The sequence below is a fragment of the Curtobacterium sp. PhB172 genome, assembly GCF_003752545.1.
In the GTDB taxonomy this organism is placed as follows: Bacteria; Actinomycetota; Actinomycetes; order Actinomycetales; family Microbacteriaceae; genus Curtobacterium.
In genome coordinates this window covers 178,749-199,039 of the sequence record NZ_RKIF01000012.1, presented here as the reverse complement: position 1 = coordinate 199,039, position 20,291 = coordinate 178,749, and the positions used below count along the sequence as shown (strand labels likewise).

At 71.1% G+C, this 20,291-nt stretch carries 19 protein-coding genes; 7 read left to right on the top strand and 12 right to left on the bottom strand.

Annotated elements, in window-relative coordinates; translation table 11 throughout:
• Positions 1 to 5 precede the first annotated feature (5 nt).
• The 4 genes from EDF42_RS17905 to EDF42_RS17890 all read right to left on the bottom strand — a co-directional run bounded on the left by EDF42_RS17905 (position 6) and on the right by EDF42_RS17890 (position 4,577).
• A complete protein-coding gene (locus tag EDF42_RS17905; RefSeq protein ID WP_123339018.1) occupies positions 6 to 1,325 on the bottom strand; it encodes an O-acetylhomoserine aminocarboxypropyltransferase/cysteine synthase family protein in 1,320 nt (439 codons plus the stop codon).
• Positions 1,325 to 2,365 (bottom strand): LLM class flavin-dependent oxidoreductase, encoded by a 1,041-nt coding sequence (locus EDF42_RS17900; RefSeq protein ID WP_123673771.1) that lies wholly within the window; start codon positions 2,363 to 2,365, stop codon positions 1,325 to 1,327. The genes EDF42_RS17905 and EDF42_RS17900 overlap by 1 nt, the downstream gene beginning before the upstream one ends.
• 108 nt (positions 2,366 to 2,473) lie before the next feature.
• Positions 2,474 to 3,463 carry a RimK family alpha-L-glutamate ligase gene (locus tag EDF42_RS17895; RefSeq protein WP_123673769.1) on the bottom strand — a complete coding sequence of 330 codons (990 nt, stop codon included), beginning with the start codon at positions 3,461 to 3,463 and terminating at the stop codon, positions 2,474 to 2,476.
• Positions 3,464 to 3,734: 271 nt separating this feature from the next.
• Entirely contained in the window at positions 3,735 to 4,577 is an 843-nt protein-coding gene (locus tag EDF42_RS17890) for a helix-turn-helix transcriptional regulator (RefSeq protein WP_123673767.1), read from the bottom strand.
• A gap of 102 nt (positions 4,578 to 4,679) precedes the next feature.
• Between EDF42_RS17890 and EDF42_RS17885 the strand changes: the two genes are divergently transcribed.
• Complete coding sequence (locus EDF42_RS17885) at positions 4,680 to 5,420, top strand: SDR family oxidoreductase (protein ID WP_123673807.1); 741 nt, start codon at positions 4,680 to 4,682, stop codon at positions 5,418 to 5,420.
• Positions 5,421 to 5,474: 54 nt separating this feature from the next.
• On the opposite strand, the gene EDF42_RS17880 is transcribed toward EDF42_RS17885, so the two are convergent.
• From EDF42_RS17880 to rsmI, 7 genes are all read right to left on the bottom strand, one after another.
• A complete protein-coding gene (locus EDF42_RS17880) occupies positions 5,475 to 5,900 on the bottom strand; it encodes a hypothetical protein (protein ID WP_123673765.1) in 426 nt (141 codons plus the stop codon).
• A gap of 52 nt (positions 5,901 to 5,952) precedes the next feature.
• On the bottom strand, positions 5,953 to 6,492 hold the full coding sequence (locus EDF42_RS18715; RefSeq protein WP_148067863.1) for a hypothetical protein: 540 nt from the start codon (positions 6,490 to 6,492) through the stop codon (positions 5,953 to 5,955).
• Positions 6,493 to 6,529: 37 nt separating this feature from the next.
• A complete protein-coding gene (locus EDF42_RS19090; protein WP_185041049.1) occupies positions 6,530 to 6,673 on the bottom strand; it encodes a hypothetical protein in 144 nt (47 codons plus the stop codon).
• Positions 6,674 to 7,040: 367 nt separating this feature from the next.
• A complete protein-coding gene (gene rsmA / locus EDF42_RS17870) occupies positions 7,041 to 7,892 on the bottom strand; it encodes a 16S rRNA (adenine(1518)-N(6)/adenine(1519)-N(6))-dimethyltransferase RsmA (RefSeq protein ID WP_123673761.1) in 852 nt (283 codons plus the stop codon).
• Positions 7,892 to 8,800, bottom strand: a complete 909-nt coding sequence (locus tag EDF42_RS17865; protein ID WP_123338561.1) for a TatD family hydrolase — start codon at positions 8,798 to 8,800, stop codon at positions 7,892 to 7,894. The genes rsmA and EDF42_RS17865 overlap by 1 nt, the downstream gene beginning before the upstream one ends.
• Positions 8,797 to 10,374: a methionine--tRNA ligase gene (gene metG, locus EDF42_RS17860; RefSeq protein ID WP_123673759.1), complete on the bottom strand. Its 1,578-nt coding sequence runs from the start codon at positions 10,372 to 10,374 to the stop codon at positions 8,797 to 8,799. The genes EDF42_RS17865 and metG overlap by 4 nt, the downstream gene beginning before the upstream one ends.
• A 134-nt stretch (positions 10,375 to 10,508) precedes the next feature.
• Positions 10,509 to 11,330 (bottom strand): 16S rRNA (cytidine(1402)-2'-O)-methyltransferase, encoded by an 822-nt coding sequence (rsmI, locus tag EDF42_RS17855; protein ID WP_123673757.1) that lies wholly within the window; start codon positions 11,328 to 11,330, stop codon positions 10,509 to 10,511.
• Positions 11,331 to 11,396: 66 nt separating this feature from the next.
• On the opposite strand from rsmI, the gene EDF42_RS17850 reads away from it, so the two are divergent.
• On the top strand, positions 11,397 to 13,028 hold the full coding sequence (locus EDF42_RS17850) for a dolichyl-phosphate-mannose--protein mannosyltransferase (protein ID WP_123673755.1): 1,632 nt from the start codon (positions 11,397 to 11,399) through the stop codon (positions 13,026 to 13,028).
• 133 nt (positions 13,029 to 13,161) lie between these two features.
• Here the strand turns inward: EDF42_RS17850 and EDF42_RS17845 are convergent, their stop codons facing one another.
• Positions 13,162 to 13,824, bottom strand: coding sequence for a TetR/AcrR family transcriptional regulator (locus EDF42_RS17845; protein WP_159574131.1), 663 nt, complete (start codon positions 13,822 to 13,824; stop codon positions 13,162 to 13,164).
• Positions 13,825 to 13,993: 169 nt separating this feature from the next.
• Here EDF42_RS17845 and EDF42_RS17840 point away from each other — a divergent pair, with 169 nt between their 5' ends.
• The 5 genes from EDF42_RS17840 (at position 13,994) to EDF42_RS17820 (ending at position 20,279) form a co-directional block, all read left to right on the top strand.
• Positions 13,994 to 15,535: an MFS transporter gene (locus EDF42_RS17840; RefSeq protein WP_123291813.1), complete on the top strand. Its 1,542-nt coding sequence runs from the start codon at positions 13,994 to 13,996 to the stop codon at positions 15,533 to 15,535.
• A gap of 226 nt (positions 15,536 to 15,761) precedes the next feature.
• Positions 15,762 to 16,634: a sulfurtransferase gene (locus EDF42_RS17835; RefSeq protein ID WP_185002874.1), complete on the top strand. Its 873-nt coding sequence runs from the start codon at positions 15,762 to 15,764 to the stop codon at positions 16,632 to 16,634.
• Between the two features lie 31 nt (positions 16,635 to 16,665).
• The gene (locus EDF42_RS17830; RefSeq protein ID WP_123338555.1) at positions 16,666 to 17,733 is read left to right on the top strand and encodes an NAD(P)-dependent oxidoreductase; all 1,068 of its coding nucleotides are present in this window, start codon (positions 16,666 to 16,668) and stop codon (positions 17,731 to 17,733) included.
• Complete coding sequence (locus tag EDF42_RS17825; RefSeq protein WP_123338554.1) at positions 17,730 to 18,275, top strand: AAA family ATPase; 546 nt, start codon at positions 17,730 to 17,732, stop codon at positions 18,273 to 18,275. Before EDF42_RS17830 ends, EDF42_RS17825 begins: the two co-directional genes overlap by 4 nt.
• 90 nt (positions 18,276 to 18,365) lie before the next feature.
• Entirely contained in the window at positions 18,366 to 20,279 is a 1,914-nt protein-coding gene (locus tag EDF42_RS17820; protein WP_123673749.1) for a thioredoxin domain-containing protein, read from the top strand.
• The last annotated feature ends 12 nt before the right edge of the window (positions 20,280 to 20,291 follow it).

Below are 20,291 nucleotides of genomic sequence, written 5' to 3'. Positions count from 1 at the left end.
CCAACCTATCCCGCTGCGGCTGCCGCGAAGCCCCGCGCCAGGTCGGCGAGGACGTCGTCGATGTGCTCGAGGCCGATCGACAGTCGGATGAGCCCGTCACCCACACCCGCCGCCGCCCGCTCCGACGACGTCATCTGCACGTGGGTCGTCGACGCCGGGTGCACGACGAGCGACCGGACGTCACCGATGTTCGACACGTGGTCGAACAGCTCGAGAGCGGCCACGAACCGCCGTCCGGCCTCGACCCCGCCGTCCAGGTCGAACGCCAGGACCGCCGACGGCCCCTTCGGCACGTACCGCTGCTGCAGGTGGTGCCACGGCGACGACGGCAGTCCCGCGTAGTGCACGCCGAGCACCTGGTCGTGCGCGTCCAGCCACGACGCGACGGCGGCCGCGTTCGACACGTGCCGCTCCATGCGCAGGGAGAGCGTCTGGATACCCTGCAGCACCAGGAAGGCGTTGAAGGGGGCGATCGCCGGACCGAGGTCGGCGGAGAGCTTCGACCGGGTGCGCTGGATGAATGCGCGCCGCCCGAACTTCGACGCGAAGTCCGTGTTCGCGAACCCGGACTGTTCGGCGGTCGCGAGCTGCGGGAACTTGTCGGCGTGGGCCGCCCAGTCGAAGTTGCCGCTGTCCACGATGAGCCCGGCGATGGCGCTGCCGTGGCCGGCCAGGTACTTCGTCGCCGAGTGCACGACGATGTCCGCGCCGTGCTCGATCGGTCGGACCAGGTACGGCGTCGCGATCGTGTTGTCGACGATGAGCGGGACGCCGGCGTCGTGCGCGACCCCGGCCACCCCCGCGAAGTCCAGGACGTCACCGCGCGGGTTCGGGATCGACTCGCCGAAGAACGCCTTCGTCTCCGGCCGCACCGCGGCAGCCCACTCGTCCAGGTCCGTGGGGTCCTGCACGAAGGTGAACGCGATGCCGAGGTCGTGCAGCGTCGACGCGAACAACGTGTACGTCGCGCCGTACAGCGAGGCACTCGACACGACGTGGTCACCGGCCCGGGCAACACCGAGGACGGCCAACGAGGTGGCCGCCTGGCCGGACGCCAGCGCGAGCGCGCCGACACCGCCCTCGAGGTCCGCGATGCGCCGCTCGAGCGCCGCCGCCGACGGGTTGTTCACGCGCGAGTACGTGTGCCCCGGGGCGTTGAGCATGAAGCGGTCCGCCGCGTCCTCACCGGACGGGTAGACGAAGGCCGCGGTCTGGGCGATCGGCGGGACGTTGCCGCCGAACCCCGGGTCGGCCTTGAAGCCCGCGCGGATCTGCCGGGTCTCGAACGCCCAGCCGTCCTCGGCGTTGGTCTCCGCGGCACCCATCAGGACTGCGCTCCGACGATCGGGCGGACGAGCGGGATGACCTGTTCGCCGAAGCGGTCCATCTCCTCGAGCTGCGGCGAGAACTGCAGCAGCAGCGTGTCCACCCCGGCGTCCTCGAACTCCTTGATCCGGGCAGCGACCTGCGCCGGCGTGCCGACGAACCCGGGGCGCAGGCCGCGGTTCGACACCGAGTAGTCCTCGAGCGAGGGGACGTGCTCGAGCTGCGACTTCGAGATGAAGTCCTGGTACGACTCGTACGCGTTGCCGTGCTGCACGTCGGTGATCCGCGCGAGCTCGGCCTGCGCCTCTTCCTCGGTCTCGCGGACGATGACGTAGGCCGCCATGCCGAACGCCTCGAACGGCGGCAGTCCGGCGTCGACGCGGCGCTGCTTCATCTCGGCGATCTTCGTGCGGAGCTCCTCGACCGTGCCGCCGTGGGTCACGTAGGCGTCGGCGTACCCGGTGATCGCGGTCTTGCCCGCCTCGCTCTCGCCGCCGGCGTAGATGCGCGGGGTCACGCGGGGCTTCGGCTCGAGGTGCGCGTTCTGGACGTCGTAGTACTCGCCCGAGAACGAGTACGGGGTCTCCCGCCACATCCCCTTCATGACCTCGACGAACTCCGCCGTCCGCTTGTAGCGGTCGTCGTGCTCCGAGAAGATGCCGCCGTACTGCTTGGCCTCCTCCGCCCACCACGCGCTCACCACGTTGAAGGTGAAGCGACCGCAGGAGATGTCGTCGATCGTCGCCGCCTGCTTCGCCGTCACCGCGGGCAGGTGGTAGCCGGGGCGCATGGCCGCCATGATCTCGAGGCGCTCGGTCGTCGCCGCGATGGCCGCGGCGAGTGACCAGGCCTCGAGCGACGGCGCGGCCGTGCCCTTGATGTCGTTGAGGTTGAGCTCCGGCACGAGCGTCAGGTCGAAGCCGATCCGCTCGGCGCGCTGCGCCAGCCGCTTCACGTAGTCGAAGGTGACCGGCATGTTCTCGTTGTCGACGTTGCGCAGCCAGCCGCCGAAGAGCGGGGTCCAGTATCCGAATCGCACGGGGTGAGTTCCTTGGGGAGGTGGGGAGTGCCCGGGAAGGGGCGCGGATCGGACGGGAGGCCCATGGCGGGCCTGCCACGGGCCTCCTGTCCGGTGGTTCTTGCGTGCTCAGGCCGTGAGTTGCGCCGCGTACTGCGTCTCCAGCAGGCCACCGAGGTAGCGCGCGATGGAGCGCGGGCCGGAGGCCGGCGCGGACTCATCGACGGCGGGGTTGTAGTTCGTGTTCGTGTTGATGTCGTAGACGACCGTGCGGCCGTCCGTGGTCTCCATGAACTCGACGCCCGCGATCGTGATGCGCTGGTCGGCGAGGAACGTGCGGAGCTGCTGGACGAGCGGGTGCTCGGCCGTGACCTCGGTCCGGACGCTGAACGCGCTCGGCTGTTCGGCTCCCGGCACGTCGCAGACCGCACCAGCGATGACCTGGGGGACCTCGCACGCGTCGGCCGGGCACAGCTCGAAGCTGCCGGCGCTCGTGTCGACGCGGACGGCGTAGACGAACTCGCCGCCGACGAACTCGACGCGGGTGATGAAGGGCTCGCGGGCCGTCAGGAACTCCTGCAGCAGGGTGATGCCGTCGACCGGCGCTTCGAACTCCGGGGAGTCGACGTAGGCGTCGAACTCGGCGAGCGAGTCGAACCGGCGGACGCCCAGTCCCTTGCCGCCCTGGTTGTGCTTCGTGATGAACGGGACGTCCTGGCCGTTCGTGAAGGTGCGCGCGGCCTGCTTGAGCGTCGTCGTGCCGAACACGGCGGTGGTGCGGGGCACGTCGAACCCGGCGTGCTGCAGCAGCCCGTGCTGGGCCACCTTGGAGACCTCGAGCTCGAGCACGTGGCTGCCGCCGACGACCTGGCGACCCGATCGTTCGAGCCAGCCGAGGACCGCGCGGGTGTACTCCTTGCTGTGCTCGTGGCCGCGGGTGTGGCTCGACGCCGACATGCGGGACCAGTACACACCGGGCTCCGGCTCGGCACCGAGGTCGATCTGTCCCTCGGTCAGCAGGATCTCCTGCACCGGGACACCCTCGGCCTCGAAGGCTGCGGCGAGCGGCGGGAACCACTCGGGGTTCTCGTGGATGACGTACACGCGGGGAGTGCTCACCCGCCCACCCTAGGCACGGTATACCGCACGCGGCCAAGTGTGTGACGCGCGGTTGCTTCGTGTGGTGCGTCCGGGGGGGGTTCGGGGGTTCGGGGGTTCGGGGGTCCGGGTCGCACGGTGCGCGCTTGTCCGGCCGGTGCGAGGTTGGTCGCTCGGTGCCGGGATGAAGCGCGGCACCGAGCGGTCAACGGCGCACGGGATCATCGGCCTCGCACCGTGCGGGCTCGACCAACCTCGCTCGAGCCGAACGGACCCGCACCGTGCGAGGTCGTCAGCCCGCGAAGGCCTGCTGGCCGACGACGCCGAGGAGCTCGAGCTTCTGCGCGTCCTCGGATCCTGGGGGTGCGGTGAAGAGCAGCAGTGCCTGTGCCTGGTCGTCGGTGTGCAGGACCTGGCAGTCGACGCTGATCCGGCCGAGCTGCGGCTGCACGATCGTCTTGTTGTCGGACCAGCGGCTCGTCACTTCGTGCAGTGCCCAGAGCTGGCGGAACTCGGGGCTGCGGGTCTCGAGCTCGGCGATCAGCTCGGTGACCCGGCGGTCCCCCGGTCCGGCCAGCCCCACCGCCGCCCGCAGCGACGCCACCACGACCCGGGCCAGTCGCTCGTGTTGCTCCGGCGCGTACTTCGCGAGCTCGTCGCCGGTCACGAACCACCGCCACGCCTGGTAGCGCTCGTTGCCGGGCAGGCTGACGGACGACCCGAGCAGCGCCGCCGCGAGCCGGTTCTCGACCAGGGTCTCGCCCAGGTGGCTGACCACGATCGCGGGCGTGTCCTCGAGCCGGTCGAGCACCCGCAGGATCGCGGGGTCGACGTGGTCGGCGCGGTGCAACCGGGTCGGCGCGTTCTGTCCGGCGAGGTGGAACAGGTGGTCGCGTTCGTCGAGGCTGCAGCGGAGCGCCCGGGCGATCGCGGCGATCATCTGCTCCGACGGCTGCGGCCCACGCTGCTGTTCCAGACGCGTGTAGTAGTCGACCGACATGCCCGCGAGCGCAGCGACTTCTTCGCGCCGGAGACCAGGCGTCCGGCGTCGTGGTCCCTGACCGAGGCCGACGTCCTCGGGGCGCAGCAGTTCGCGGCGACGGCGGAGGAAGTCGGCGAGTGCAGCACGGTCCATGGTGCCGATTGTCGTCCGGTTCCCGCCGCCGTGCCAGGGATCGTCGATCCCCCGATGACCGAGGTCTGGATGGGTTGCCGACGACAGCGCATGGTGGTGGACATGGACATCACGAACTCCACCGTCTTCATCCCCGGCGCGACCTCCGGCATCGGCCTCGCCCTGGCCCAGCGCCTGCAGGCCGCGGGCAGCAGGGTCGTCATCGGCGGGCGTCGCCAGTCGCTCCTCGACTCGCTCGCCGCCGAGCACGGCTTCGGCACCGTGCAGATCGACGTGAGCGACGCCGCATCCATCGAGAAGGCCGCCGCCGCCGTCCTCGAGGCGTACCCGTCGCTCGACGCCCTCGTCACCATGTCGGGGATCATGCGCAACGAGGACCTGCGCTCCCCCGACCACCTCCACGACGCGCTCGAGATCATCCAGACCAACCTGGTCGGCACGATCCGCCTCATCGACGCGTTCCTGCCGCACCTGCTGGCGCAGCCCGCCTCGACCATCGTCACGGTGTCGTCCGGCCTAGCGTTCGTCCCGCTCACCGCGACGCCGACGTACAACGCTACGAAGGCCGGCATCCACTCGTACACGCAGGCGCTCCGTCAGCAGCTGCTCGGTACCCCGGTGTCGGTGCTCGAGCTCGCTCCCCCGGCGGTGTCGACCGACCTGATGGGTGGAGCGGACTTCGGTGGCATGCCGCTCGACGCCTTCGCCGACGAGGTCCTCTCGCTGCTGGAGTCGGGGGCATCGCCCGAGATCCTGGTGCAGAACGTGCTGCCGCTCCGGTTCGCCGAGCGCGACGGCACGCACCAGCAGATCTTCGAGGCGATGGCGTCGCGCGCGCACTGACCCGCGGCGCGTCGGTTCGCACCGGCGCACGGCGTGCTCGGTGCACGGGGCAGGTCAGTCGTCGCTGCCCTCGGCCTGCTCCCCACGGCGACGCGCGAGTCGGTCGAGCGCGCGGCTCGCGAGCGGCAGCGCCGATGCGACCACCGCGCTGTACAACGCCGAGTCGAGGGGCTTGTGGTGCAGCCGTGTCACCGCCCAGGCGGCGGTGAACGCCGTCACGGCCAGTGCCCCCTCGGCCACCCGGCCCAGCCGGTCGAGGCGCATCGGCGGCCGGAAATCGTCATCGACGTCGCTCGGATCGTCTCGGAACGCCGAGACCGCGACACCGAACACCGGCAATGCGACCCCGAGGACCGCACCCGCCCACGCCGCGTCGTTCGCCGGGTCCCGCACGACAGCGGGTACCGCGAAGAACTCGATGACCAGCCCGCCGAGCACGGCGACGATCGCGAGCCACTGGGAAAGGGTGATGCGACGCACCCGCCGATCGTAGGGGTACGCGGGTCCTGCGCGCGCTCCCCCGTTCGCGGGCTCAGAGTCCGGCGAGCAATTGCTGCAGTTCGGCCTTGGCGTCGGGCATCCGCTCGGGGCCGGTGAGCCGTTCCCGCTGCACCGAGATGCGGACGGTGTCGGGCTTGGGACCGTCCTCGGTGTTCAGCAGCACGGATTCGCGGTCGGGGAAGGTCCACCGGGCCGACGGGCGCTTGCCGCCGCGGCGTTCGGACGTCGGCGTGGACCCGAGTGCGGCCGTGAACACCGGGACGATCCGATCGAGCACCGCCTCGCGCTCACCGGGGACCTGCCGTGAGGCCGACACCGCGAAGGTGCCGTCCGTGCGCTGCCCGGGGATGCGGAGCCCACGCGCCTGTTCGTACCCGATGGTGATGCCCTGCGCCCACCACGGCTCGACGCCCTGGCCCACGATCCACGACGCGATCGCAGCGTGCCCGATGGTGGCTCCGCCCACCGTGTCGATCAGCACGTGCCACTCGTCCGGTGACTTGCCCGTCGCCGCGAGGACACGGTCCGGCGCCATCCCCTGCGCGTGCGAGCGAACCGTTCCGTCGGTCATGCCGCCATCGTAGGCCGCAGGACACCGCCATCGCGGATCAGCGCTGGGAACCTGCCCGCAGGCGACGCGCCATCCGGAGGAAGCTCGAATCGACGAGGACGGCGTCCGGGCGGGCGGCGCAGTCGTTGAACTCGAGGACCCGGTGCTCGTCAAAATGCTCGGGCGTGAGTCGCTCGAACACGGTCAGGGATGCGTGTGGAATGAGACGGTCGGCTCGACCCAGAAGTCCGGATCGATCGACTCGATCGCGCGCCGTCGGCGCTCGCGACGTTATTCGAACGTGCCTTCAGGTCGCGGCGTCCGAGCGAACAGCGCTTGCCGTTCGGCTTCGGAGAAGATCCTCGGCCCCCGCTGCCGACCGGGGTCCGCGCTGAGCAGTGCGCGACGACGTCCCGCTGTGAGCTGTTCCTCAGTCAGGCCGCGGCGGTTCGGTCGGCGTGGTTCGGTCGGCTGCACGGTGCCTCCTCGGTCGATGTGATCAACCCTAAGAGCACCGAACGGACGGCACCGAACATTCCGTATTTCGCCGATCCGAGGCGGGAGACGAGCTACTCCGCAGCCGCGAGGACCGTCCGACCGAGCCGCACGAAGCCGTCGACCCCGATCGCCTCGCCCCGCGCCGTCGGGTCGATGCCCGCAGCCGTCAGGACCTCGGAGGCGTGGGCACTGCCGCCGAGCACACCGGACAGGCTCTGCCGCAGCATCTTCCGACGCTGCTGGAACGCGGCATCGACCAGGGTGAAGACCCGCGACCGCAGCCGCTCGTCCCCCGGGGGCTCGTGCCGGTCGAACGCCACCAGCACACTGTCGACGTTCGGGACGGGCCAGAACACCTGCCGACTGACGAGCCCGGCCGTGCTCCACGAGCCGTACCAGGCGGCCTTGACGCTCGGCGACCCGTAGACCTTGCTGCCCGGGCCCGCCGCGAGACGGTACCCGACCTCGGCCTGCACCATCACGAGCGACCGCTCGATCGAGGGGAAGGTCGCGAGCAGGTGCAGCAGGACGGGCACCGAGATGTTGTACGGCAGGTTCGCGACGAGGTGCGTCGGTTCGGTGTCGAGGTCCGAGGCGGCGACGGTCATCGCGTCCTGCTGCACGACCGTCAACGTCGCTGCCGGCTGCAGCGCGCTGACCGTCGACGGCAGCTTCGCCGCGAGCCGCTTGTCGATCTCCACCGCGGTGACGGGCGCCCCGGTCTCGGTGAGCCCGAGCGTCAGGGAGCCGAGGCCCGGCCCGATCTCGAGCACGCGGGACGACGGCGTCACGCCGGCGACCGACACGATGCGCCGGACGGTGTTGGCGTCGTGCACGAAGTTCTGCCCGAGCTTCTTCGTCGGGTTCACGTCGAGTTCGGCGGCGAGCTCCCGGATCTCGGCCGGGCCGAGCAGCGCGCCCACTACTCGTCCACCGTCACGGGCTCGGCGTCCCACGCACCGTAGACGAGCTCGGTGTTCGACGCGATCTGCGCCGCGAGCATCGAGGCATCGGTGCCGAGGGTCTCCGCCATCGACCGCAGGGTGATCGGGATCAGGTACGGGGCGTTCGGCCGGCCGCGGTAGGGCGTCGGGGTCAGGAACGGCGCGTCCGTCTCGACCATGATCAGGTGCCGCGGCGCGACGACGAGGGCTTCGCGGAGCAGTGCTGCGTTCTTGAACGTCACGGTGCCGGCGAACGACATGTACCAACCGCGCTCGGCACAGAGCCGAGCCAGGTCGGGTCCGCCGGAGAAGCAGTGGAACACCGTGCGCTCCGGAGCCCCGACGCGGTCGAGCACCTCGACCACGGCGTCGTGCGCGTCACGGTCGTGGATGGTCAGCGCGAGGCCGTGCTCCTTCGCGATGCGGATGTGCTCCTCGAACGAGCGGATCTGGGCGTCGCGCCCGTCCTCACCGGTGCGGAAGAAGTCGAGACCGGTCTCACCGATCGCCCGGACGCGGGGCAGTGCCGCCAGGGCCTCGATCCCGGCGAGGTGCTCGTCGAGCAGTCCCTGCTCCTGCAGCGACGGCGCCTCGTTCGGGTGCAGTGCGACCGCCGCGAGCACGCGGGGTTCACGGGCGGCGATCGACGCGGACCACTGCGAGGTCGCCAGGTCGGTGCCGACCTGCACGACACCGCGGACGCCGACGCTCGAGGCACGGCCGAGGTGCTCGCGGTAGTCGAGCGCCCCGTCGCCACCGTCGGCGATCTCCATGTGCGTGTGGTTGTCGTAGACCGGGACCACGAGCGCCTCGGGCAGGGGCGGGTAGGTCAGGTCACGCTTGGAGCCGTCCCCGTCGCCGCGGGAGCGGAGGTGGGCGTCGGTCACGCGGAGACCTGCTCCGACTGCTCGATGCGCGGGAACAGCCCGCTCTCGAGCGCCACGACGTGCGAAGCACCCTGCCACTCGAAGGCGCGATCGACTCGCTGCTCGGCGATCGAGCCGCCGGCACCGATCGACGCCCACAGCTTCTCGGTGGCCTTCGGCATCACCGGGGAGAGCAGGACCGCAACGGTGCCGAGCCCACGGAGGGCCGTGGTCAGGACGGTGCCGAGCCGCTCGCGGTTCGCGTCGTCCTTCGCCAGGGCCCAGGGCTGCTGCTCGGTGATGTACCCGTTCAGGGCGTCGACGAGCTCCCAGACGGCGGCGATCGCCTCGTGCGGAGCGAACGCGGCGATGGCTGCGTCGGCACGCTCGGTGACCGACACCGCCAGGGCGTCGACGGCTTCGTCGGATTCGGTCAGCGGCCCACGCGCCGGCACCGCGCCGTCGAAGTACTTCTGCAGCATCGCGACCAGGCGCGAGGCCAGGTTGCCGAAGCCGTTCGCGAGCTCGGCCTGGTACCGCGCCGAGATGTCCTCCCAGCTGAAGTTGCCGTCCTGCCCGAAGGTGATGGCACGGAGGAAGTAGTAGCGGAAGGCGTCGGACCCGAAGGTGTCGGTGATCTCCGACGGCGCGATGCCGGTCAGCTTCGACTTGGACATCTTCTCGCCGCCGACGAGCAGCCAGCCGTGACCGAAGACCCGCTCGGGCACGGGCAGGCCGGCAGCCATGAGCATCGCCGGCCAGATGACGGCGTGGAAGCGGGCGATGTCCTTGCCGACGATGTGCACGCTCGGCCACAGGCGCTTGAAGGCCTCGTCGTCCTCGGTGCCGTAGCCCAGCGCCGTGACGTAGTTGAGCAGGGCGTCGAACCACACGTACAGGACGTGGTCGCTGTCCCACGGGATCTTGATGCCCCAGTCGAAGCTGGACCGCGAGATCGACAGGTCGCGGAGGCCCTGCTTCACGAACGAGATGATCTCGTTGCGGACGCTCTCCGGCTGGATGAACAGCGGGTTCGACTCGTACAGGTCGAGCAGGCGCTGCTCGAAGTCCGACATGCGGAAGAAGTAGTTGCGCTCGGACAGCACCTCGACCGGGATCGAGTGGATGGCACAGACCTGCTGCCCCTCGTACGCACCGGTACCGGGGACCAGGTCGCTCGGCTGCTTGTACTCCTCGCAGCCCACGCAGTAGAAGCCCTCGAACTCGCCGGCGTAGATGAAGCCGTCGTCGTAGAGCTTCTGCAGGAACGCCGTCACACCGCGCTCGTGGCGCTCGTCGGTGGTGCGGATGAAGTCGTCGTTGGCCACGTCGACGGTGTCGAGCAGTGGCTTCCACGCCTCGGTCACCAGGCGGTCGGCCCATTCCTGGGGCGTGACCTCGTTCGCCGAGGCGGTGCGCAGGATCTTCTGGCCGTGCTCGTCGGTGCCGGTGAGCAGCCAGGTGTCGTCACCCCGCTGCCGGTGCCAGCGTGCGAGGACGTCCGCGGCGACCTCGGTGTAGGCGTGCCCGATGTGGGGCACGTCGTTCACGTAGAAGATCGGCGTGGTGATGCTGAACGAGGACCCGGCGGACATGCGGACCATCCTACGGGCGCGCGGAACCCGGATGACGCGCGCGGCGGTGGACTGTGGAAAACCGGATCCGGGAGGCCCGTGGCGGGCCCGCCCCGTGCCTCCAGACCGGCCGACGCGAACGTGACGAGCCCCGCTCAGCGCGCCGCGAGCGCGCCTTCGTAGAGGTCGCGTTTCGACAGGCCGGTCGCGTCCGCGACCGCCGCTGCGGCCTCCTTCATGCGCATGCCGGCGGCCACCCGCTCGAGCACGAGGCGGACCCCGTCGTCGAGCGTTGCCTCCTCGGTGGCCTCGGCGGCACCGGCGACGACGATGCAGATCTCGCCCCGGACCCCCGCTGATGCCCACGTGACGAGCTCGTCGAGCGGACCACGACGGACCTCTTCGTACAGCTTCGTGAGCTCGCGGCAGACCGCTGCGCGACGATCGCCCCCGAACCCGACAGCCATGTCGGCGAGCGTCTCGGCCAACCGGTGCGGCGACTCGAAGAAGACCATCGTGCGCTGCTCCCCCGCGAGCGCCTGGAACGCACGACGCCGCTCCCCGCCCTTGCGCGTCGGGAACCCCTCGAACGTGAAGCGGTCCGTCGGCAGTCCGGAGACGGCGAGCGCCATGAGCACCGCAGACGGGCCGGGCAGTGCCGTGACCGTGACGCCCGCGGCTGCCGCGGCCTCGACGAGCGGGAAGCCGGGGTCGCTGATCGCGGGCATGCCGGCGTCGGTGAGGACCACGACGTCCTCGTCACGGGCGAGCTCGACGACCTCGGACGCCTTCGCCCGTTCGTTGTGCTCGTGCAGGGCGATGAGCCGCGGACGGTTCTCGATGCCGAGGGCGCGCATGAGGTGGATGGCGGTCCTGGTGTCCTCCGCCGCGACCACCGTGGCGTTGGAGAGGGTCTCGACGAGACGGCGCGAGGCGTCCCCGAGGTTGCCGATGGGGGTTGCTGCGAGGACGATCACGCCTCCCATTGTCGTCGCAGCACCGACGCAGCGCGGACATGCGGTCGATCCGTAGGATGCTCAGCGATGACCAGCGAGCTGACCGACGACCGCACGGCCGTGCCCGACGGGCCGGTCGGCTCGCGCCTCGACGACTGGTGGGGGCGGGTGCTCTCCACCGCCCAGCGCGTCGCGGTGTGGCGCTGGGCCGGACCGATCGCGGTGACGCTGCTCGCCGCCGTGCTGCGCCTGGCGAACCTGGGGAACCCGCACTCGCTGGTCTTCGACGAGACCTACTACGTCAAGGACGGCTGGTCGATCGTCCACCTCGGGTACGAGGGCACCTGGCCGGCGAACCCGAGCAGCGACTCCGCCCCGACGACCGACGACCGGTTCTCGAGTGGTGAGACGGACGTCTTCACCAGCGCGGCGGAGTTCATCGCGCACCCGCCGCTCGGCAAGTACCTGATCGGGCTCGGCATGCTCCTGTTCGGGGCGGACAACTCGTTCGGCTGGCGGTTCGCCGTCGCCGTGCTCGGCATCGCGACGGTGTTCCTCACCGCGGTGATCGCCCGGTCGCTGTTCCGCTCCACCCTGGTCGGCACGCTCGCCGGCGGCCTGCTCGCGATCGACGGCCAGGCCATCGTGATGTCCCGCGTCACGCTGCTCGACGGGATCCTGACGTTCTTCGTCGTGCTCGGGTTCGGGGCGCTCCTGCTCGACCGGCGCCGGAGTCAGCGGCGGCTCGACGACTGGGTCGCCGAGCGGGTCGCCGCCGGCCGGGACACCCTGTGGGGGCCCGTGCTCTGGTGGCGTCCGTGGCTGTTCGCGATGGGGCTGACGATGGGGTTGGCCACCGCGACGAAGTGGTCGGGGATGTACTTCCTGGCGTTCTTCGCCGTGTACTCCGTGCTGAGCGACATGATGATGCGCCGCCGTGCCGGGGTCGAGTTCTGGTCGTCGAGCGCGCTGCTGCAGCAGGCACCGGTCTCGTTCCTGCTCACCGTGCCGATCGCCGCCGTCACCTACGTCGCGTCGTGGACCGGCTGGTTCGTGTCGAAGGACGGCTGGGACCGCAACTGGCTGGCCTCCGGAGGAGAGCGCTGGACCGGTCTGCTCCGCTGGGTGCCGGACAGCCTGCAGAACTGGTGGCACTACCAGTCGGAGATCTACAACTTCAACATCGGGCTGCACACGCCGCACTCGTACCAGGCGAACCCGCTGCTCTGGCTCGTGATGCAGCGCCCCACGTCGATGTTCTACGTCGGCACCGATGCCGGCCAGGACGGCTGCTCGGGGAGCCGTTGCGGCGAGGCGATCACCGGCGTCGCGAACCCGTTCATCTGGTATGCGGCGGTCATCGCGACCGTGGCGCTGCTCGTGCTCTGGATCCTGCGCCGACAGTGGCAGTACGGCTTCGTCCTGCTCGGCGTCGCCGCGGGGTACCTGCCGTGGCTGATGTACGTCAACCGGACGGTCTTCCAGTTCTACACGATCGCCTTCGAGCCCTTCATGGTGATGGCGCTGGCGGCGGCGATCGGGTTGGTGCTCGGGTCACGGACCGATCCACGGGCCCGACGGACCCGGGCGGTCGTGTGGGTGGGCGTGTACCTGGCCGTGGTGCTGCTCGCGTCGGCGTACTGGTACCCGATGTGGACCGCGATCCAGGTGCCGTGGGACTTCATCCGGTCGCACTACTGGCTGCCGAGCTGGTTGTAGCGCGCGTCTGGGTGTCGGCCCGGCGCACTGGTCGTGCCCAGACCGCCGGACGGGAGGCACGGGTCGACTCCGCCACGGGCCTCCCGTCCGGGGTCGGTTGGCAACGGAGCCGCGCGCGGTCCGCGGGGACGCGTCAGGACTGCGCGTGCAGCGCGCGCTCGATCGATTCGCGGTCGAGCGGGTCGCCGACCATGCTCGGCGCGGTCCGGGTCTGCGGCAGGACGCCCTCGATGAGGAGTTCGGCGTACCGGCGCCAGGCGTTCGGGTCGTGCTCGCGGGTGGCGTCCGCGACGGCGCCCACCATGGCGGTGAGCATCGGCAGGTCGCGGTAGTCGAAGCCGGCGCGGACCACCCCGGCGGTCTCGGCCCGACCGATGATCGCGGAGACCTGGCGCTCGAGCCGGTCGCGCTCCTGCACGATCGACGGACGCGCCTTGCCGGCACGCACGATGGCGTCGGCGAGCGCACGGTCGCGGGCGCGGAACTCGAACACCCCGGTCAGGTAGACCCGCAGGGCCTCGCGCGGGTCGACGACGTCGGCGGCGCGGGCCGCTGCGTCGTTCATCGCCTCGAACTTGGTGGCGAGCAGCGCCTCGATCAGGGAGTCCTTGTCGGCGAAGCGTCGGTACACGGTGCCGACACCGACCCCCGCTTCGTGCGCGATGTCGTTCAGGGTGACCGACAGCCCGCGCTCTGCGAAGCACTTGCGAGCGGTCTGCAGGATCAGCTCGCGGTTGCGTGCCGCATCGGCGCGCAGCGGGCGCTCGAGGTCGGGCGCGGACTCGGTGGTGCTCACGATGCCGAACCTAGTTGAACTTTCTGGGAATAAGTGGATGCGGACCCTCCGTTTCGGTCTACACTGTCGACAAACGGATGCCGTGCATCCGTTTGACACCTCCCCTCTTCGAAACGCCCGACGGTGCGCGCTTCGTGCTCCCCCTCCAACCTTCTCGAAGGAGGCTGCCGTGACGGCAGAACACACCGTGCCGACCCCCACCGGGGCAGCACCCACGACTTCTGGCACCACCCCCGCCAAGAGCAACCACCGCTGGATCGCCTTGGCGGTCATCGCCCTCGCCCAGCTGATGGTCGTGCTCGACGCCACGATCGTGAACATCGCGCTCCCCTCGGCCCAGGCCGACCTGGGGTTCGGCACCGACCAGCGTCAGTGGATCGTCACCGCGTACTCGCTGGCGTTCGGCTCGCTCCTGCTGCTCGGCGGGCGCCTCGGCGACCTGTTCGGCCGCAAGAACACCTTCATCATCGGCCTGGTCGGCTTCGCGGTCGCGTCGGTGCTCGGCGGCCTCGCCGACTCGTTCGGCCTGCTCGTCGCAGCGCGCGCCCTGCAGGGTGTCTTCGGCGCCCTGCTCGCACCGTCCGCGCTCGGCATGCTGACCACCACGTTCCGCGACCCGAAGGAGCGCGGTCGTGCGTTCGGCATCTTCGGCTCGATCGCCGGTTCCGGTGCGGCCATCGGTCTGCTCCTGGGCGGCGTGCTCACCGAGTACGCGTCGTGGCGCTGGTGCCTCTACGTCAACGTCGTCTTCGCCGTGCTCGGCGTGATCGGCGCGCTCGTCTTCATGGAGAAGCCGCCGAAGGTCGACCGTCCGCGCATCGACGTCGCCGGCGTCATCACCATCACCGCCGGTCTGGTCGGCGTCGTCTACGGGTTCTCGAACGCCGAGACCAACGGCTGGGACTCCCCCGTCACCATCGCGATGCTCGCCGGTGGCGTCGTCCTCATCGCCGCGTTCGTGTTCATCGAGACCCGTGTGGCGCACCCGCTGCTGCCCCTGCGCGTCGTGCTCGACCGTGACCGCGGCGGGTCGTTCATCGCGATCGGCCTGGTGGCGATCGGCATGTTCGGCATCTTCCTGTTCCTGACCTACTACCTCGAGCAGACCCTCGGGTTCAGCTCGCTGCAGACCGGTCTGGCCTTCCTGCCGATGCCGCTGTCGATCATGATCTCGGCGACGCAGATCGGTGGGCGACTGCTGCCCCGCATCGGCCCGAAGATCCTGATCTTCGCCGGTGGCCTCGTCGCCGCGATCGGCCTGCTCCTGCTGCTGCGCACCGACCTGGACAGCTCCTACGCGGGCACCGTCCTGCCGGCGCTGATCGTCATCGGGCTCGGCATGGGCACGATCTTCTCGTCCGCGATGAACACCGCGACCACCGGAGTGGCCCGCGCCGACGCCGGTGTGGCCTCGGCGACGGTCAACACCATGCAGCAGATCGGTGGCTCGATCGGCACGGCGCTGCTGTCGACGATCTTCGCCGACGTCGTGAAGAACAGCCTGACCGGGCTGTCGGCGGCGCCCACGAAGCTGCAGCAGGCGCAGGCCACGCTCGACGGCTACCACGTGGCGTTCGGCATCTCGGCCGGTGTTCTCGTGCTCGTCGCCCTCGCGGGTGGCCTGCTCATCAACCGGCAGTCGGTGCGGCTCGACCGGCTCGCCCACGCCGCGTCCACGACGACCGGGAGCATCCCCGCCGCCGCACACTGACACGTCGGCTCGTCCGAACGGCCCGTCCTGGTTCTGCCGGGGCGGGCCGTTCGTGCGTGTGTGGCGGGGCGGGGCGGGGCGGGGCGGACTCGATACGACGATCGCGATGTCGTGCGACAACCACCGTGTCGTTCCGAGTCGACGCACGAGCCACCACACGCGCCCCGGTTGCGCAGTGTGTCGGTTTCCCTGTCACCCGTCAGTGGTCCGCATTATCGTGTGCGGCATGGCCCCCGTCCTGACCTCGCCGCTCGTGTCGACGCAGTGGCTCGCCGACCACCTCGGTGGTGACGAGCTCGTCGTCCTCGACGCCTCCGTGCACACGGTGGGGACGGGCCTCGAGACGATGTGGCACTCCGCGGTCGACTCCTACGAGCAGCGCGGACACGTCCCCGGCGCCCGTTTCGCCGACCTCGTCGACGCGTTCTCCACGCCGGGTGCCGAGGTGCCCTTCACCCGCCCGAGTGCCGAGCGGTTCGAGGCAGCTGCCGGCGACCTCGGCGTCACGAACACCTCGACGGTCGTGGTCTACGACGACAGCGTCGGCGAGTGGTCGGCACGGCTGTGGTGGATCTTCCGGTCGTTCGGCTTCGACTCGGTCGCGGTCCTGGACGGCGGGTTCACGAAGTGGCGGGACGAGGGCCGACCGGTCCGCGTCGGTGCCCTGCGCCAGGCACCATCGCCGGCGAAGACGCCCGATGACGACAGCGCCTTCCTCGCCGGTGAAGAACGCCCGCTCTGGGCCGACCACGCCCGTGTCCGCCGAGCGGTGACGGGTGAACAGCCCGCGGCACTGGTGTTCGCGGCGCCCGCAGCGGCCCTCGGCGACGACCACCCGCCGATCATCCCGGGAAGCACCCCGATCACCGTGGACACCCTGGTCGACCCGGACACGAACGCGTACCTGCGCGGGCCGAAGCTCGCCGAGGCGTTCGCCGCGGTCGTCGGCGAGGACGAGATCGTCACGTACTGCGGGGTCGGCAGCGCCGCGTGCGTCGACGCGCTGGCGCTGACCGTTCTCGGCCACGACAAGGTGACCGTGTACGACGGCTCGCTGCTGGACTGGTGGCGGCACGAGCCCGAGGCCCTGGCGTCCTGACGACGACGCGCGTCCCGGCTAGCGTTGGCGCATGAGTTCCAGACGCGCGGTCATCCTCGGCGGTACCGGCGGGATCGGTTCGGCCGTCGCGCGTGAGCTCCTCGACGCCTCCGGGCGGGGCGGCGACGACTGGCAGGTCGACGTCCTGGCCCGCCGCGGTGGCCCGGCAGCCGATTCCGTCACCGCCCGCGGCGCGACCTTCACCGCGGGTGACCGCCGCGACACGAGCACCCTGCGCGACCTCCTCCGCCCCGGCGCGGACCTGCTCGTCGACACCGTGGGGCTGACCGGCGACGACGCGACGCAGCTCCTGCCGTTCCTCGACGACGTCGGGTCCACGGCCTTCGTCTCCTCGCGGGCGGTCTACGTCGACGAGCAGGGCCGGCATGCGAACTCGACGGACAAGCCGGTCTTCGGCGCCGCGGTCACCGAGATCCAACCGACCGTCACCGCGGGCGACGGCGACCCGACCAGCCGTGACGGCTACGGCGCGGCGAAGGTGGCGTCCGAGCAGGTGCTGCTCGACCACGGCGCCCCGGTCACGGTGCTGCGCCCGTCGAAGGTCTACGGCGTCGGCATCGGTCGGCCGCGCGAGTGGTTCGTGGTCCGCCGGGTGCTCGACGGCCGCGAGCGCATCCTGCTCGCGGGCCGCGGCCGCGGCGTGGACCACACGACGGCGGCGAGCGGCATCGGCTCGCTCGTCCGACTGGTCGCGGACGCTCCCGACCGGCGCATCCTCAACGTCGCCGACGACACCGCTCCGACGGCGCTCGAGATCGTGCGGACCATCGCCAGTCACCTCGACCACCGGTTCGACGAGGTCCTGCTCGACGCCGACGCCCCTGCCTTCGTCGGCACGACCCCGTGGTCGTCGCCGTCACCGTTCGTCCTCGACACGACGGCGGCACGCGCGCTCGGGTGGCAGCCGCCGACCTTCGCGACCGCGGTCCTGCCCGAACTCGACTGGTTGGTGGAGACCGCGCAGTCCACACCGGCGGACGGCGACGTGCCGTGGGCCGAGGACCCGTTCTGGGAGCGCATGTTCGACTACGGCCCCGAGGACGCTGCCCTCGCGCTCCTGTCGCTGGGCCTCGGGTGACGGCGCCGAGCACGCCCCGCTCCGAGGTCCTGTTCATCAGCGGGCGGTCCGGTGTCGGCAAGTCCACCGCTGCCGAGGCACTGCACGACCTGCTCGTCGCTGCGGACGTCCGCCACGCGGTGATCGAGGGCGACCTGCTCGACCTGGCGCACCCGGCACCGCACGTCGAGCACCCCGAGGCGCGGCTCGCGGAACGGAACCTCGCCGCCCTGTGGACGTCCTACCGCGAGCTCGGCCACCACCGGTTGGTCTACACGAACACCGTCTCCGTGCTCGAACACGAGCGTCTGGCGGCCGCCATGGGCGACGACCCCGTGGTCACGACGGTCCTGCTGCGAGCGGCAGACGGTCCCACCGCCGAGCGCCTCGCGCGACGGGCAGGTGGCGAGGTCCCGCAGGCGCAGCTCGCGCACAGCACGCGGACGGCCGGGAGGCTCGACTCGGCTTCCGGGGACACGGTCACCCGGGTGGACACGGACGGTCTCACCCCCACCCAGGTCGCACAGCGTCTCGCCGCGCTGACGGGGTGGCTCCTCGGCTGACCGTCCCGCTGCGGCCTGTGGACTCCGCGATCCGTCCACAGATCGCGTCCGTCGCTGGCCCGCTCAGTCGCCACGGGGCACGCTGGAGCCATGAACGACAACCGACTCGGCACCGCGGTCAGCCCGTACCTCCGGCTGCACGCCGACAACCCGGTGGACTGGCGCGAGTGGGGTCCCGAAGCTTTCGCCGAGGCACGCGAGCGCGGCGTCCCGGTCCTGGTGTCGGTCGGCTACGCCACGTGCCACTGGTGCCACGTCATGGCGCGTGAGAGCTTCGCCGACCCGGAGATCGGTTCGCTGCTCCGCCAGGACTTCGTCGCGGTCAAGGTCGACCGCGAAGAACGTCCCGACGTCGACGCCAGCCTGATGGCCGCCGCGAGCGCGTTCACGCAGCAGCTCGGGTGGCCCCTGACGACGTTCCTGACGCCCGAGGGCCACGTGTTCTTCGCCGGCACCTACTTCCCGCCGACCCCCGTCGGTCAGGTGCCCGCGTTCCGGCAGATCCTGGCGGCGGTGCTCGACGCGTGGACCGAGCGGCGGCACGAGGTCGACGCGAACGCCGCGGCCATCGCGACGGCGATCCGGCAGGGGGCCGAGGCGGACGCGACCGCCCGCGCGGCCGAGGGTGCTGACGGAGCCGACCCGTCCCCACTGGCTCGGCCGGCACGTCGCTCCGCAGGCTCCGCGACGCACCGGAACCGGCCAGAGGGGGCCCACCTCCCGTCCGTCGACAACATCCGGGCCGTCACCGGTCAGCTGTCGCGGGCAGAGGACACCACCTACGGAGGTTTCGGCGGCGCTCCGAAGTTCCCGAGCACGCCGCTGCTGGAGTTCCTCGCCGACGCAGCGCGCGACGGCGACGCCGAGGCCGACGGCCTGCTGGACCGGTCGCTCCACGCGATCCGGGCCTCCGAGCTGACCGATGCCGACGGCGGTGTCTTCCGGTACGCGACCAAGCGCGACTGGAGCGTGCCGCACTACGAGCGGATGCTCTACGACAACGCCGGACTCCTCGCGGTCGCCGGCGCCGAACAGGCGCGCGGCATCGCGGACTTCCTGCGCGACACCCTGCGGCAGGACGACGGAGCGTTCGTCGCCGCGCAGGACAGCGAGTCCACGATCGACGGCCAGCGGGTGGAGGGCGAGTGGTACCGGCGGCCGCTGTCGGAGCGCGCGCTCCTCGAGCCGCCACCACTCGACGACCAGGTCCTGACCGGGTGGAACGGCCTGGCGATCCGCGGGCTCGCGATCGCCGGTGACCGCCACGACGACCCCGAGATGATCGGCCTCGCCCGGTCTGCGGCCGATGCACTGTTGCGATCGCACGTGCGTGACGGGCACGTCGAGGTCCGCTCGAGCACACCCCGCGGGCCGTCGGCGGCACCGGCGACCGTCGAGGACGTCGGGCTGCTGGCCGAGGGTCTGCTCGAGCTCGCCCTGGTGACCGGCGAGGTCACCTACGCCGTCACGGCGCGTTCCCTGGTCGACGACGGCCTGGCGAACCGGTTCGACGTCGACGCCGTGCTCGCCGGAGCGGGCACGGCGACCGGGGAACAGCCGCAGACCGCGATGCGCTCCGGCACGGTGGCCTTGGCCGCAGCGGCCGCCGGCCTCGCGGCGTTGACCTGCGACTCCGCGTACCGGACGGCGGCCGCGCGGTTGGTGGCCGACCGCGCGACGACGGGTACCGAGCGACCGCTCGGGCACGCCGACGCCCTCGGTGTCGCACTCGGCCTGCAACGGCCCTCGCGCGAGGTCGTGGTCGTGACGTCGGACCCGCACGACCCACTCCGCGATGCCGTCCGCGCCGCGCGCCGACCCGGCACGGTCATCGCTCGCGTGACCCCGACGCAGGCTGCGGAGTGGGCGACTGCGGGGTTCGATCTGTTCGAGGCACGGGACGCACTCGACCCGGCTGCGTACGTCTGCCACGACCGCGTGTGCGCCCTGCCCGCTCGGTCCGCAGGAGACCTGGCCGCCGGGCTCGCAGCACCGGCGGCGTGACGGTATCCTGGA